We start from the raw sequence: 15,125 nt of genomic DNA, 5'->3' as shown, positions 1-15,125 counted from the left end.
GGTAGAATTAATTGTGGCGCCACCGTTGGATTGGGATAAGTTAAGGGTTTTTCACGCTGCAGCAGAAGCGGGATCTTTTACGCATGCTGCTCAAAAACTTCATTTATCTCAATCAGCCGTTTCACGACAGGTTTCGGCTTTAGAACAAGAGGTTGGGGTATCCTTATTTCAACGTCATGCGCGTGGTTTGATTCTTACAGAACAGGGAGAAACTCTTTATCGTACAGCTCATGATGTTTTGATGAAGCTTGAAAGTGTGCGTTTGCAATTAAGTGAAAGCTATGCAAAACCAACGGGGCACTTGCGTGTGACCTCGACCTTTGGAATGGGGGCAGGGTGGATTGCAGAGCGTATGCCAGAATTTCTTAGTCTTTATCCTGATATGCAGGTTCAGCTTTTGCTTTCCGATGAAGAGCTTGATTTGACAATGTGTCATGCGGATTGTGCTGTTCGCTTACATCAACCCAAACAACCTGATCTTATACAAAGAAAACTCTTTACAATTCATATGCATGTCTATGCTTCGGAAAAGTATATTGCAAATTATGGAAAGCCGGAAAAATTGTCTGATCTCGATGAGCATCGTATTATTTCGTTCGGTGAACCTGTTCCACCTTATTTGTCTGGTTTAAATTGGTTGGAAAAGGCTGGTAGAAGTGATGGATCATTGCGCGTTTCAGTTTTACAAATCAACAATATCATCTCAATAAAGAATGCGCTTATGCGTGATCTTGGGATTGCTGTGCTTCCTGATTATATCGTCAATAATGATGAGCATTTAGTGCGTCTTTTTCCTGATATGGTTGATATTCCTTCTTTTGATACTTTTTTTTGTTATCCTTATAATTTAAAGAATTTGGCAAGGTTAAATGCTTTTCGAGATTATATTTTTTTAAAAGCTCGCCAGTGGTCTTTTTAATATTAATATCTTAATTTATAAGGAATAATTAGCTGTTTTGCAACTTGAGACTCCCGTAATATTCTTTCGTTTCAAATTTGCCTATATTGAATCAATTAAAATTATTTGTTGCACATTAAAAGTGGAGGGAGTTCGTACGGGTAAATATTTTTGAAAAGAGGGATAAATGTTTTTTATGAATGCTAGCAACCGTGAGGGTTATTATATATTGAAAAATGGACAATCGTGTGATGGTGTAGTTAACATTTTTACTATTTAATTAAAGAGAGTGGTACATGATGGAGACAAATTTAAAGCTATGTGTTTATTGCATAGCAGATACGCTTAAGTCTTTGTTGTGCTTTTCCTTATAAAATGACATAGAATACTATCTCTTGATTATGTTGCCTCCCAGTTTCGTTTTCTTGAGTGTTCCCTTACGAAGATCTATCAGATTGATTTTATCTCTGAGGATTTTCCAAATTTGCCGGACATATGTCCGGCTTTTTTTTTAATTTTTGAAAGAGTCCCTAGAAATTGCAATATATGGGAAGATGATAAAGAAAAAATTTCGAAACTGGTGGATATCCAACAATTTTTTTAAGAATACTAAAATTCAATGAGGAGTTTGAGAGGGGATATTCTATTGTACTGTAAAAGTCTGTCTTTTAGGGGTGTGATATAAAATATTTAAAACCTTATACATGAAGTGCTTTTTATTAGAATGTGAGGTGAATATTTAAGGCAGGTCTTGTTCATAAAGCCTATGAAGTAAATCAAGTAGTTATTAAATAGAACTTAAAGGAAACTGGATTGCTTACACAACGATGGGAGGTGGCTTCTTCTTCGTTTTAGGACGAAGAAGAAGCTGAGAAATAGAAGAGATTTTATTGTAAGGGCCTTTGATTATAAGGGCAATTGTGTTTAAAAGTGCTCGGTCTTTTTTAGAGTTATAAATTGAATGGAGAAAGTAGAATAGGCTTGTCATCTCTTATGATAATAGACCGATTCATTTATTTGATAGCTAAATTTTTTTGATCTTTATCTACAGCATCTATTTTTGTGTTTATTCATAGATATTTTTGCTGAGTCGATAGATTTAGACCATGACACAGTTTCAGATATTTTCTCGGATATACTAACATTCGGCAAAAAACAATCACAAGAGATGATATTAAAAATTTTAAATTAAACTGTTGCAAAAACGCTGTATACGTATACAAGCTTTTTCAAGTAATTCTTCTGATGTTGCATAAGAAATACGAAAAGTTGATCCAAGTCCAAAAGCAGATCCTTGGACGACAGCAACAGCTTCTGTTTCTAGAAGCGCTATGGCAAAGTCTTCATCATTCGTAATACGTTGACCATTGGGTGTTTTCTTTCCAATAAGTCCGGTGCAAGAAGGATAAACATAAAAAGCACCCTCAGGCGTTGGACAGTGAATGCCAGGAGCTTGATTTAGCATGGAGACAACGAGATCACGGCGTGCTTGAAAAATACTTTTATTTTTAGCAATAAAGTCTTGTGGCCCGTTGAGTGCTTCAACCGCAGCCCATTGTGAAATGACACTTGTTCCAGATGTTTGCTGTCCTTGAATGGTATCCATGGCTTTAATTAATTCTTGTGGTCCGCCTGCATAACCGATTCTCCATCCCGTCATCGCATAGGCTTTAGAAACACCATTCATTGTGAGTGTACGCTCATAAAGCGCTGGTTCTACTTGAGCTGGAGTCACAAAGGTAAAACCCTCATATGTGAGATGTTCATATATATCATCGGAAAGGATATAAACATGAGGATATTTTACTAAAACATCTGTAAGTTTTTTCAATTCATTATGTGTATAAGCGGCACCTGATGGATTTGAAGGAGAGTTAAAGATGAACCATTTGGTTTTGGGGGTAATGGCAGCTTCTAGCTCTTGTGGTTGGAGTTTATAAGAAAATTCGGCTTTTGTTTCTAAAAAGACAGGCGTACCATCGTTGAGTGCGACCATTTCTGGATAACTAACCCAATAAGGGGATGGAATGATGACCTCATCTCCTTTATTCAAAGTTGCCATGAATGCATTAAAGAGAATTTGTTTTCCACCGGTACCAACAATAATTTGTTCTGGTTGGTAAAGAAGGTTATTTTCTCTTTTAAACTTTGCAGAAATTGCTTGGCGCAATTCTGGAATTCCTGATATGGGAGGGTATTTTGTTTCTCCCCTTCGAATAGCTTCAATAGCCGCGTTTTTGATGTTGTCTGGGGTATCAAAGTCTGGCTCTCCAGCACTTAAAGCAATAACATTGCGCCCTAATGCTTTTAAATGGCGGGCCTTTTGAGAAGCAGCAATTGTTGCAGAAGGTTTGATACGAGACAGTTTGTCGGCAATAAAAGCCATAATTTTAAATCCTTATATTATATCAACAAATGGTTATTGCTTTAAGGATATTCTATAAGAGATTATATTGTATGCAATAAAAAACTTCCAAAATACTCTTACACGGGCTTTATATTCTTCTTTTTTGAGATATTTTACAAGATAATCTCTTCGTAGATTTTATGAAAGTTTTTGAGGAAGTATAAGAGAGGTTTGATAAATTGTGCAAAGGAGATAAGCAGTCTTTTATTTTAACAAGGTAAAATAATGCTTTATACAAAATAAAAAAATCTTCGTCTTTACAGACGAAGATTTCTAAATAAAATATTGCAGAATTTAAACTTTAAAGTGCTGCAAGGTTACCAGCGGCAAATTTTCCTGAACGACGATCTTGAAGAACATCATAAGAGATTTTTTGCCCTTCATTAAGACTGTTTAGACCTGAACGCTCGACGGCAGAAATGTGTACAAATACATCTGCACTACCATCGCTAGGCTGAATGAATCCGAAACCTTTTGTTGTATTAAACCACTTAACTGTTCCTGTAGACATAGGAAACTCCTTAGAATATATAATTATATTGAGCATTGAAGCTTTCATTTCTTCAATACGGTTGTAGATCGAAATTAGGTGGGAGAAGTTTCGTCGAAAGTGCAGATTGCACAGGAAAGAAAGTCACGTAACCGAAAATTCGATGAAACCTCTATAAAAGTTTTTAGAACAAAAAGCAAGTCTTAATCAATTTTTATATAAAGAAAAAATAAGAAAACAGTGTACATTTTGCTAAGTAGAAAAAAATTCAACTAAAATAACTTTGTAGTGAACGTACCTCAAGGTGCCTTTTTTTGAGTGCTTTGATCGCTTCTACGACGGCTTCGGCTCCAGCTATTGTTGTATAATAGGGAACATTTTGCATGAGTGCTGCATAACGTAATGATTTTGAGTCTGAGATGGCACTGGCAGTGCTAGTTGTATTAAAAATCAATTGAATTTGGCGATTACGAATAGCGTCTTCAATATGGGGGTGTCCCTCTAGAACTTTGTTAATTTTTTTTGCTTCAACGTGGTGTTCGGTGAGAAATTTTTGTGTTCCACTTGTGGCGACAACAGAAAAGCCAAGCTCAGTTAAACGTTTTACAGGATTTAAGATGCGTTTTTTATCTTCATCCCTTACAGAAACGAACAAAGTTCCCTCTTTAGGGAGTTTTACACCAGCTCCAAGTTGGGCTTTAGCAAAAGCAAGCGAAAATTCATAGTCAAGTCCCATAACTTCACCGGTTGAGCGCATTTCTGGACCAAGAAGTGTATCAACACCTGAAAAACGAGCAAAAGGAAATACTGCTTCCTTGACGGCAATATGTTGTTTTTTTTGCAAAGAAGGTAATCCACCATAAGCTTCAAGAGCATCATGAAGCGTTTCTCCTGCCATAATACGTGCAGCCATTTTAGCAATAGGGCGACCAATCGTTTTTGCAACAAATGGGACAGTACGTGAAGCACGGGGATTGACTTCTAAGACATAAATGGTGTCATCTTTTATAGCATATTGTACATTCATTAAGCCGCGAACATGAAGTGCTTGTGCTAATGCTTTGGTTTGGCGCTCTAATTCAGTAACTATTTTATTTGAGAGCGTATGGACTGGTAGAGAACATGCTGAATCACCAGAGTGGATACCAGCTTCTTCAATATGTTCCATAATACCAACGATTAGTGTTTCTTTGCCATCACATAGACAATCAACATCTACTTCAATTGCTTCTGTTAAATAGGTATCAAAGAGAAGCGGATTTTTACCAAGCAATATATTGATTTGTCCTGTTGTGTCGTTAGGATAACGGACTTTGATATCTTCTGAAATTAATTCAGGGACACTCTCAAGTAAATAATTTTGTAAGCTACGTTCATCACGAATAATTTGCATAGCACGTCCTCCTAAAACATAAGAGGGACGTACAACCAAGGGGAAGCCTAGTTCGTGGGCAATGAGGCGTGCTTGTTCAATGGAGTGGGCAATACCATTTTGAGGTTGTGTTAAATTAAGTTTAAATAACAGTTTTTGAAAGCGATCTCTATCTTCTGCTAAGTCGATAGCGTCAGGTGAAGTACCTAGGATGGGGATGTTGTGTTTTTCTAGAGCGCTTGCCAATTTCAAGGGTGTTTGTCCGCCAAATTGGACGATGACTCCAACCAAATCTCCTTTTTCCTGTTCTGCTTCTAAAATAGCGATAACGTCTTCTGTTGTTAAAGATTCAAAGTAAAGGCGATCAGAGGTATCATAGTCGGTTGAAACTGTTTCAGGATTACAGTTAATCATAATCGCTTCAAATCCTGCATCACGCAGTGCAAAAGCAGCGTGGCAGCAACAGTAATCAAATTCAATACCTTGCCCAATGCGGTTTGGTCCACCGCCTAAAATAGCAATTTTTTTGCGTTCAGAAACGTGTGCTTCCGAGTGCTCTACACCTGCAAAGGGAACTTCATATGTTGAATACATATAGGCTGTAGGAGAAGAAAATTCAGCGGCACAAGTATCAATCCGTTTGAAGACGTGTTTAACATTCAGTGATTTGCGTAAAGCTGCGATATAATCGGGTTCTTTCCCTGTAAGGGAGGCTAATCGCGCATCTGAAAAGCCCATAGCTTTTAACATACGTAAATTATCTGCGTCTTGGGGTAATCCATGAATGCGGATACGCTGCTCCATTTCAATGATGGAGGCTATTTGTTCTAAAAACCACGGATCAATTTTGCTAATTTGGTGAATCTCATTTAAGGGTAAGCCTGTGCGCATGGCTTGAGCAATATAGCGTAGACGATCAGGGCTTGGTATGGCAATGGCGGAGCGTATAGAACTTTTTTCATCACCTTCAGCATGCTCTGGAATCACAATTTCATCAAGACCCGTAAGCCCTGTTTCAAGTCCACGGAGTGCTTTTTGTAACGATTCTTGAAAAGTGCGTCCAATTGCCATGACTTCTCCTACAGATTTCATCGCAGTTGTGAGGACAGGTGATGAACCGGGAAATTTTTCAAACGCAAAACGAGGAATTTTTGTCACAATATAGTCAATAGAAGGTTCAAATGATGCTGGTGTTGCACCACCCGTGATATCATTTTTTAATTCATCAAGAGTATAACCAACAGCCAGTTTAGCCGCTACTTTAGCAATGGGAAACCCCGTTGCTTTTGAGGCAAGCGCTGAAGAGCGAGAAACACGCGGATTCATTTCAATAACAATGAGGCGCCCATTTTCAGGATTGACAGCAAACTGTACATTGGATCCCCCCGTTTCAACACCAATTTCACGCAAAACAGCAATCGAGGCATTGCGCATACATTGATATTCTTTATCGGTTAAGGTGAGAGCAGGTGCTACAGTGATCGAATCACCGGTATGAATCCCCATCGGATCAATGTTTTCAATAGAACAAACGATGATACAATTGTCGTTCTTATCACGAACAACTTCCATCTCATATTCTTTCCACCCTAAAACACTTTCTTCAATTAATACTTCTGTTGTTGGTGAAGCTTCAAGCCCACGTTCAATAATTTCATAGAATTCAGAGCGGTTATAAGCGATTCCACCACCAGTTCCACCAAGGGTGAATGAAGGACGAATAATAGCTGGAAGCCCAACAACATCAAGAGCTTGAACTGCTTTTGCTGTTGCATGAGCGATATAATGTTGTTTGCGATCAGCTTCGGTATGTCGCCAGTTGCGCTCAAGTTCTTCGAGTGCTTTGTCAAGCGCAGCACCAGAAAGCTTTGCTTTAAGTTCAGCACACGTTTTTGCGTGTTGTTGGCGATTTTCTTCTTTCAGTTCTGTTGCATTGGCTAACATAGAGCGTGGCGTTTCCAAACCGATTTTTGCCATCGCTTGGCGGAATAAAGCACGATCTTCAGCTTTATCAATAGCATCAGCATTGGCTCCTATCATTTCAACATGATAGCGGTCTAAAATACCCATACGCTTTAATGATAAAGCAGTATTGAGGGCTGTTTGTCCTCCCATAGTGGGTAAAAGGGCATCGGGACGCTCGTGAGCAATAATTTTGGCAACTATTTCAGGAGTAATGGGCTCTATATAAGTTGCATCAGCTAGATCTGGATCTGTCATAATCGTGGCAGGATTAGAATTTACCAAAATAATTCGGTAACCTTCTTCTTTTAATGCTTTACAGGCTTGAGTGCCTGAATAATCAAATTCACATGCCTGACCAATGATAATAGGTCCTGCTCCGATGATAAGAATAGATTTTATATCTGTGCGTTTGGGCATGACTTTTTCCTATGACAAATATCTGTGTGCGATTGTTGCGGGCAAAATATTTTAGTTCTGAGGCTACCGTCATTTTATAAGTTAAGTGAAAAAGAAAGTAAGCATTAAAATACCTTTTCCATGCTTTTTTTCATAAAATTGAAGATAAATTTCTTTTTTGAGTTGAGTCATCTCGTCAGTTTATCAAAAGTATGACCTTTGATAAAAAATAATAACAGTGCTCCAACAAATTAGAATATTCAAGCATACTGTGGAGCATAAAAAGCCGGAACATCTTTCCAATCCATTGCCGGCATACTTTCTTTGTGTTTTATGACGTTTTTTGCTTAAGAGAGCACGCGCTTTTTCTGTTGCTTGTAAAACATAAGCTATTATTTATGGTTCGATGGGATTTCGTAAAATAAAATGGGAAGCTTATCGTGTTGTTCCGTAAAATACTGCCGTTTAGAGTTGTGATATAAGGTATGAAAATTTACCACATTAAGGTGTTTTTGTTAGAGTGTATGATAGAATTCAGAGCAGGATTTGTCTGTAGAGAGCTTATGAAATAAACCATATCAAATGGGTTCAGTTGGAATCTGTTATATAAAAAGCAAGATTGTTGATAGATCAGCTCTGGTCGAAGTTTCCGTCTTAGGGTAGGAAGAAAGTCAATCTATGTATCTTTCCATTTCATAAAAAGGTGAGAGTGTATTTTAATACAATGGCTAAGGAGATAATTTCAGAATGATTTTGTTTGTTTTTAAAAGATAGTGAATACTCTCCCTTTACTTTATGGATGATGTTCAAAACTTTTTAAAATATAAAGAAGGCTAAAATGCTGAATATTTCCCAAACGAGAGTATTCTGTCTGAAAGATGTATCAATAGGAAAGCTTTTGGTGGCTAGGTCTCAAAAAGGGATTTGTCATATAGCGTTAGGAGACACTATAGAGCAATTATTACAGGAGTTTACGATACGCTTTGGTGATGTACAACAAGTTGTAGGTGACAATACATTTAAGAGAGAAGTTGCCCATATTATAGCCATGATAGAAACACCTAAGCTGGTAAAAAAATATAATTTTCCCTTAGATATAAATGGTACAGTTTTTCAACGACAAGTATGGGCAGTATTATGTGATATACCATGTGGTGAAACAATTTCATATGAGATCTTAGCATGCCGTATTGGTATGCCGAAAGCTTTTCGTGCCGTTGCTCATGCCTGTGCACGTAACGAATTGGCTATTATCATTCCGTGTCATCGTGTTGTGCGTAAAAATGGTTTTATTTCAGGGTATCGTTGGGGGGAAAAACGGAAACAGATTTTACTACAACGGGAACAAAATGGAAAAATTTAACTTTGTGTGATGGGCATTATAATCGTTACAGTTGTTCCTTTCATTTCTTTTGAAGTAATTTCAAGTTTTCCTTTGTGGAGTTCTAGCAAGGAGCGTGAAATGGCTAATCCAAGACCTGAGCCCGTATGAGATTTAGTGAGCTGATTTTCGACTTGTTCAAAAGGTTGCCCAAGTTTTTTAATTGCTGATTGGGGAATACCAACGCCTGTATCTGTAATTTTAAAAATAAGGTTATTTTTTTTCTTGAAAGCGCAGACATCAATATTTCCGCCAGAAGGCGTAAATTTAACGGCATTAGAGATGAGATTAAGGAAAATCTGTTTCATTGCACGACCATCAACTTCAGCATGAAGTTCTGGGGTAATGTTTGTTGTAACAACAATATTTTTTTCTTGAGCTTGAGGTGTTAGTGTTCGTACTGCTTCACTAATGATGGGCTCAAGATCGGTATTTTTACAATCAAGCGTAAATCTTCCTGCTTCGATTTTTGACATATCAAGGATGTCATTGATAAGGGTTAGAAGATGGGTTCCTGAATTGTAAATATCATGCATATATTCCTTATAGCGTTGTGAACCAAGAGGACCAAAAGTCGATTGCAACATGATATCTGAAAAACCAAGAATAGCATTCAGAGGCGTGCGCAATTCATGAGACATATTGGCTAAAAATTCTGATTTAGCCTTATTAGCACTTTCGGCGCGTTCTTTTTCTGCTTTCAGACTTTTATTAAGTTTTTCAACTTCTGTTGCGCGTTGTTGAGCACTCCCTCGCGCGCGCTTGAGTTCTTGAATGAAAGAGAAAAGACGCCTTTCACTGTCTTCAAATTTTTCCTGTTGTTGTTTAAGCTCAGAAATGTCAGTACCAATACAAACCAATCCTCCATCTTGGGTTCGTCGTTCGTTAATTTTGAGCCAACAACCATCTGCCGTTTGGCGAATACTGGTTAAGTTACCAGTACCATCATCTTTAAGGGGATATTCACTGAGTGCAGGGCGTGCCATGGCTTCGACGGTTGCACGTTGGATACCTGATTGGAGAATTTGTTTAGGAATAGCGGCATATTCGCAAAATTTGCTGTTGGACATGACTAAACGTCCTTCAGCATCCCACAAGACGAAAGATTCTGAAATGTTTTCAATCGCATCACGGATACGAAGGTCGGCTTGCGCTGTTTGTTCAGCCAATTGTTGCTGTTCACTAATATCGAAGGAAATACCAACCAAATGGGGTTCTTCTTCTTCAGTAACTTCGGCACGAATGCGCATCCATACATAATGACCATCAGCATGACGCATAGGAACGTTAATATCGATATGCTTTTTTTTACCGCTCATTAATTCCTGAGCAAGGTCAAAAAAATTCGCATCATTTGGATTGATAATGGCGCTAATTTGGGAAATTGAGAGCAATGCATCTTGAGGGACATAGCCGAGCATTTCGTACATTGCTCGTGACCAGTAGACGCGTCCACTTGCCATATTCCAATCCCATAGTCCACAGCGTCCACGCATCATTGCCATATCAATACGGTTTTGAATTTTTTCTGAAACAAGATCTGTTTTGCGTGCTCGTACAATTTGGTTGTAATAAGCATAAAGAAGAGCAAGGATAACGCCACTAGTTCCAATGAACATGGTTATATTTAACGAGAGAGCTTTCCGCCATTCCATGTAAATATGTTGCATTTTTTCACTGATGAATACCCCATATTGTCCATTTTCTGTTTGCTGAAAGGAAGCGAGAGCAGGAATATCTTTTCCTATTGTAATTTTCATGATTCCAGCATGTTTTCCTAGAGCTTGTAAAGTAATGCTTTCAGAGGTAAAATTCTGTAAGGGTTTTCCTAAGACAATCTCGGAACTTGATGAAGCTAGGACATTGCCTTTTTGATCGACAATAGCAATAACAGCGCTGGTTTTTATAAAACCTTTGTTACGAAAATTAGTCAGGATATTTTGTAAATGATTATGAGAAAGAGCAGCAGCTTTTCCTTGTCGAGTGGCGGCAAGTAAGTCACGGTCGATTGTATTGGTAATATGAGAAGCTAAGAGAGCGATGGTAGAATGCGTGTTTTTATCAATTGTGTTGCGCCAATCATAGATTGATAGGAAACGGATTGCTGCTAGTATAACAAGAAATGCAAGAATTACAAATGGGAGTGAACGTCGCAGCCAAGGTTCAATAAAAAGAAGTTTTTTATAGGCAGAACCAGAAAACAGATTGGTACGCTCTGTCCGCTCCTTGCGACTTTGAGCGCTTGATTTTGAATCAGCATACACCTCCCTTGGCGCATTATATGCGTCCAATTTAGCCATCTCGCGTTCCTTTAATTCTGGAATAATGTGATTTAAAAACTGCTTCGATATTCATAGTAACCCCATCGAGTGCAATGAATCAAAACAGGAGTCTTCTGTCCAGTCTTTTTTTAAAAAAAAATAATTTTACTTTTATGATTTTGGAATATGAAAAGAAAAAAGTACTTTAAACGTGATCTATAAACAGGCTTAGATTGCCTGTTTATAGATTTAATGATGATCGAATAGTTTATAGAATTTATTTTAAAAAATATTATAGCATATTGATTTAAAATAATTTTTTGTTTCAAGTAAGCAGACGGTTGATGATATCAGCAACATCGCTTGATAATTTTGGCGCAGCAGCAATCATTTTTAATTCAGTTTCAAGTTTTTGTTGTCGAATAGGTTCTAATTGTCGCCAAGAGCGCATCATTGTTAATAATCGTGAAGCAAGCTGTGGATTTTTTTTGTCAATTTCCAAAATAACTTGGCAAAGAAAATGATAAGATGCTCCATCCATCCTGTTAAAGCCCGTGAGATTGTTAGAGGCAAAAACACCGATTAGAGAACGTACACGATTAGGATTATCTTGTGAAAACAGCGGATGTTGCATGAGCTTTTGAACATTCTCGAGTGTTGATGTGCCAGCAACCATTGCTTGAATAGAAAACCATTTATCCATGACCAAAGGGTCATTCTGATAGCTGTTTTCAAAATCATTTAAGGCATTTTGTGCCTGCTCACTTTCATTAAAACGCTTCACGAGAACAGCGATACTCGCCATACGGTCAGTCATATTATCAGCTGTTGCATACTGTATAGCAGCTCGATTTGGATTGGCTTCAGCAATGGAAAGGTAATCCAGTATGATATTCTTTAATGCTCGCTTTCCAGCTTGTGCAGTGTTTGGTGAATAGGGCTCTTGGGTTTGCATTTGTCCATAGAATTTTGTTAAGAGCTCTTGATGAGTTTGTGCAAGTGAAACTAAAAACTGATTGCGGACATAATGAATACGATCTGGGTCAATATTTTTACCGATTGTATGAGCAAGCTCAACTTCACTAGGTAAATTTAAACAGAAGGCACGAAATTCAGGCTCTAAGGTTTCATCTGTTATAATCGTTTCAATCAGCTTTAGCAAAGCAGAAGGAAGTGTTGCTTTTTCTTGTGTTTTATCTTGAATGCTTTGAATCAAAGCTTGCGTCATTAAATGATTAAGAGATTGCCAGCGATTGATGTGATTGTCATCATGTTGTGCAAGAAAAATAAGTTCTCTTTCATTGAATGGAGTGTGTAGAATGATTGGTGCTGAAAAGTCTCGCAGCAGTGATAAAACGGGTTTTTCACGCAGTCCCTTTAATGTAAAGGTTTGGCTTTCCTTGGATAAAAGCATAACATCTGATTGAATATCTGTATCTGCTTCATAGGTGAGGTTTTCTCCATTAGGTCCTAGGAGTCCAAAAGCGATAGGGATAAACATGGGCTTTTTTGTTTTTTGTTGTGGGGTAACGGGAATATGTTGCTTTGCATGAATTGTTAAAACACCATCGCTATAATGACTATCGATTTCTACATTGGGTGTTCCTGCCTGTTCATACCATAGCATGAATTGGGAGAAGTCTTGACCAGACACTTCAGCAAAACAGGTAATAAAATCTTCAATTGTACAAGCTTGTCCATCATGACGTTGAAAATAAAGATCAGTGCCTTTACGAAAAAGAGTAGGACCTAAAATAGTCCGTATCATGCGAACAACTTCAGCACCTTTTTCATAAACAGTTGTTGTGTAAAAATTATTAATTTGGCTATATTGACGAGGACGCACAGGATGCGCAAGAGGTCCTGCATCTTCTGCAAATTGCGTTGCTTTTAATGCTTTTACATTTTCAATTCGCTGTAGGCTGCGTACATTTTGATCTGATGAAAATTCCTGATCACGATAAACAGTGAATCCTTCTTTTAAACAGAGTTGAAACCAATCGCGACAGGTAACACGATTACCGCTCCAATTATGGAAATATTCATGTGCAATGACACGTTCAACATTTCTATAATCCTGATCGGTTGCTGTTTCAGGATCGACAAGAACATATTTATCATTAAAAACGTTAAGGCCTTTGTTTTCCATTGCTCCCATATTAAAGTCGGAAACAGCAACAATATTGAAAACATCAAGATCATATTCGCGCCCAAAACATTGTTCATCCCAACGCATGGAACGTTTAAGAGCATCCATTGCATAGGTTGCGCGTTCGGTTTTTCCTTTTTCTACATAGATACCAAGCTCGATACGTCGTCCAGATACAGTTGTAAAATGGTCTTCTAACTTATCAAGATCTCCACCTACTAAAGCAAAGAGATAAGATGGTTTGGGATAAGGATCTTCCCAAATGGCAAAATGGCGATTATTTTCTAAAGTTCCTGTTTCCACCAGATTACCATTTGAAAGCAAGATTGGGATTGTTTGGGTATCTGCTTCAATTTTCACTCTATAGGTAGAAAGAACATCTGGGCGGTCGTAAAAATAAGTAATACGACGAAAACCTTCCGATTCGCATTGTGAGCAATAAACACCATTTGAAAGGTAAAGCCCCATAAGTTGGCGGTTGCTTTCAGGATTCAGTTCTGTAACCAATTTCAATGTAAAAGGAGCCGTTGGTGGCGTTGTAATTTCTAAACGTGAAGGCGTCACTTTATAAGTGTTTGGAGCTAATATCTCATCATTAATAGAAACGGAAATTAAAGTAAGATCATCACCAGAAAGAATAAGAGGTGTTAATTCTTTTGTATCGTGACGGGATTCAATAGACAATATGGCTGTAACATAGGTTTTTGTCGGTGCCAATTGGAAAGAAAGTTGTGTTTTAGGGATAACGTAAGGGGTTGGTTGGTAGTCTTCCAAACGATAAATAGATGTTATTGGCTGTTTCATAGTTTTTTCCCATTTGTATTTTAAGAGTTAAAGAAGGGTGTGTTAATTTTAGAAGCAAGATAGGATTAAAGAATTACAAAAGGCTGTCGAGGCGATTTTTTACTTCTAAGAAGTCTATCCATGTAAGCTTCTTTTGACTAGGGGTTCTAAGAAGGTAAGCTGGGTGGAAAGTTGGCATAACAGGTATTTTTATATTATCCTCGCTTTCATAGATATGCCATTTCCCTCTTGTTCGGATAATCCCATTTTGAGATCCAGTAAGAAACTGTGCAGCAACACCTCCCAGTGCTATAAGAACACGAGGACGCGCTAAATAAATGTGCCGTTCAATAAAAGGGCGGCACAAGGCAACTTCTCTTGGTGTTGGTGTACGATTTCCTGGCGGACGCCAAGGAATAGTGTTGGCAATGTAAACATTATTTCTTGTTAAACCAATTGATGCGAGGATTTTATTAAGCAACATCCCGGCTTTTCCCACAAAAGGAATTCCTTGTATATCCTCGTCTCGTCCTGGTGCTTCGCCTATAAGCATCAGGGGGCTTCCTGCTGTTCCATCTGAAAAACAGGTATTTTTTGCTGTCAATTTTAATGAACAGCCATTAAATGCAAGGAGAGCAGATTTTAATTCATCAAGTGTCTTTGCACTTTTTGCACTCTCTATAGCTGTGGATTCATTTTGTATAGTCCTAGAGTTATGCAGCTGATGATGATCTAATTTTACGGTTGGAGATGTTTTGGGAGATGCTTGTTGATTATGAGAAATGTTCACGACAGATATTAATTTTCTCTCTGAACAAGCAGACTGCTTAAAACGATCAATAGGGAAATCCGTCAGAACGGCATCCGCACCACTTTCTTTATAAAAGTTTAAGAGTTCTTCATAGGAAATTGAGCACGGCGTTTGATTTAACATTTTACTTTTTCTAATGATCTAGCGATTATAGATCAAACAAAATTATCCTTCAAGTTTTATTAAATGTATTCGCTAGCCATTAATGTATA

Annotated in this window: 8 protein-coding genes; 2 read left to right on the top strand and 6 right to left on the bottom strand. The window is 37.9% G+C overall.

Features of this window, described 5'->3' with window-relative positions; translation table 11 throughout:
• Window positions 1–13 precede the first annotated feature (13 nt).
• On the top strand, window positions 14–919 hold the full coding sequence (locus tag ACFIMP_RS00625) for a LysR family transcriptional regulator (protein WP_273791217.1): 906 nt from the start codon (window positions 14–16) through the stop codon (window positions 917–919).
• Between the two features lie 1,162 nt (window positions 920–2,081).
• Here the strand turns inward: ACFIMP_RS00625 and ACFIMP_RS00620 are convergent.
• The 3 genes from ACFIMP_RS00620 to carB all read right to left on the bottom strand — a co-directional run bounded on the left by ACFIMP_RS00620 (window position 2,082) and on the right by carB (window position 7,549).
• Window positions 2,082–3,284 (bottom strand): pyridoxal phosphate-dependent aminotransferase, encoded by a 1,203-nt coding sequence (locus tag ACFIMP_RS00620; RefSeq protein WP_375612967.1) that lies wholly within the window; start codon window positions 3,282–3,284, stop codon window positions 2,082–2,084.
• Window positions 3,285–3,606: 322 nt separating this feature from the next.
• Window positions 3,607–3,816: a cold-shock protein gene (locus tag ACFIMP_RS00615; protein WP_012754908.1), complete on the bottom strand. Its 210-nt coding sequence runs from the start codon at window positions 3,814–3,816 to the stop codon at window positions 3,607–3,609.
• Window positions 3,817–4,063: 247 nt separating this feature from the next.
• Window positions 4,064–7,549 (bottom strand): carbamoyl-phosphate synthase large subunit, encoded by a 3,486-nt coding sequence (carB, locus tag ACFIMP_RS00610; protein WP_375612966.1) that lies wholly within the window; start codon window positions 7,547–7,549, stop codon window positions 4,064–4,066.
• 817 nt (window positions 7,550–8,366) lie between these two features.
• Between carB and ACFIMP_RS00605 the strand changes: the two genes are divergently transcribed.
• Window positions 8,367–8,891 (top strand): methylated-DNA--[protein]-cysteine S-methyltransferase, encoded by a 525-nt coding sequence (locus tag ACFIMP_RS00605; protein ID WP_375611196.1) that lies wholly within the window; start codon window positions 8,367–8,369, stop codon window positions 8,889–8,891.
• Here the strand turns inward: ACFIMP_RS00605 and ACFIMP_RS00600 are convergent.
• The 3 genes from ACFIMP_RS00600 to ACFIMP_RS00590 all read right to left on the bottom strand — a co-directional run bounded on the left by ACFIMP_RS00600 (window position 8,888) and on the right by ACFIMP_RS00590 (window position 15,036).
• The gene (locus ACFIMP_RS00600; protein ID WP_375620708.1) at window positions 8,888–11,209 is read right to left on the bottom strand and encodes a sensor histidine kinase; all 2,322 of its coding nucleotides are present in this window, start codon (window positions 11,207–11,209) and stop codon (window positions 8,888–8,890) included. The two genes, ACFIMP_RS00605 and ACFIMP_RS00600, sit on opposite strands and share 4 nt — an antisense overlap.
• Before the next feature lie 286 nt (window positions 11,210–11,495).
• Window positions 11,496–14,123: an aminopeptidase N gene (gene pepN / locus ACFIMP_RS00595; RefSeq protein WP_375612964.1), complete on the bottom strand. Its 2,628-nt coding sequence runs from the start codon at window positions 14,121–14,123 to the stop codon at window positions 11,496–11,498.
• Window positions 14,124–14,196: 73 nt separating this feature from the next.
• Window positions 14,197–15,036 carry a uracil-DNA glycosylase gene (locus ACFIMP_RS00590; protein ID WP_273791211.1) on the bottom strand — a complete coding sequence of 280 codons (840 nt, stop codon included), beginning with the start codon at window positions 15,034–15,036 and terminating at the stop codon, window positions 14,197–14,199.
• Window positions 15,037–15,125: the final 89 nt, after the last annotated feature.

This window comes from Bartonella sp. AP65SXKL, assembly GCF_042195725.1.
In the GTDB taxonomy this organism is placed as follows: Bacteria; Pseudomonadota; Alphaproteobacteria; order Rhizobiales; family Rhizobiaceae; genus Bartonella.
This window is presented reverse-complemented; position numbering and strand designations above follow the sequence as displayed.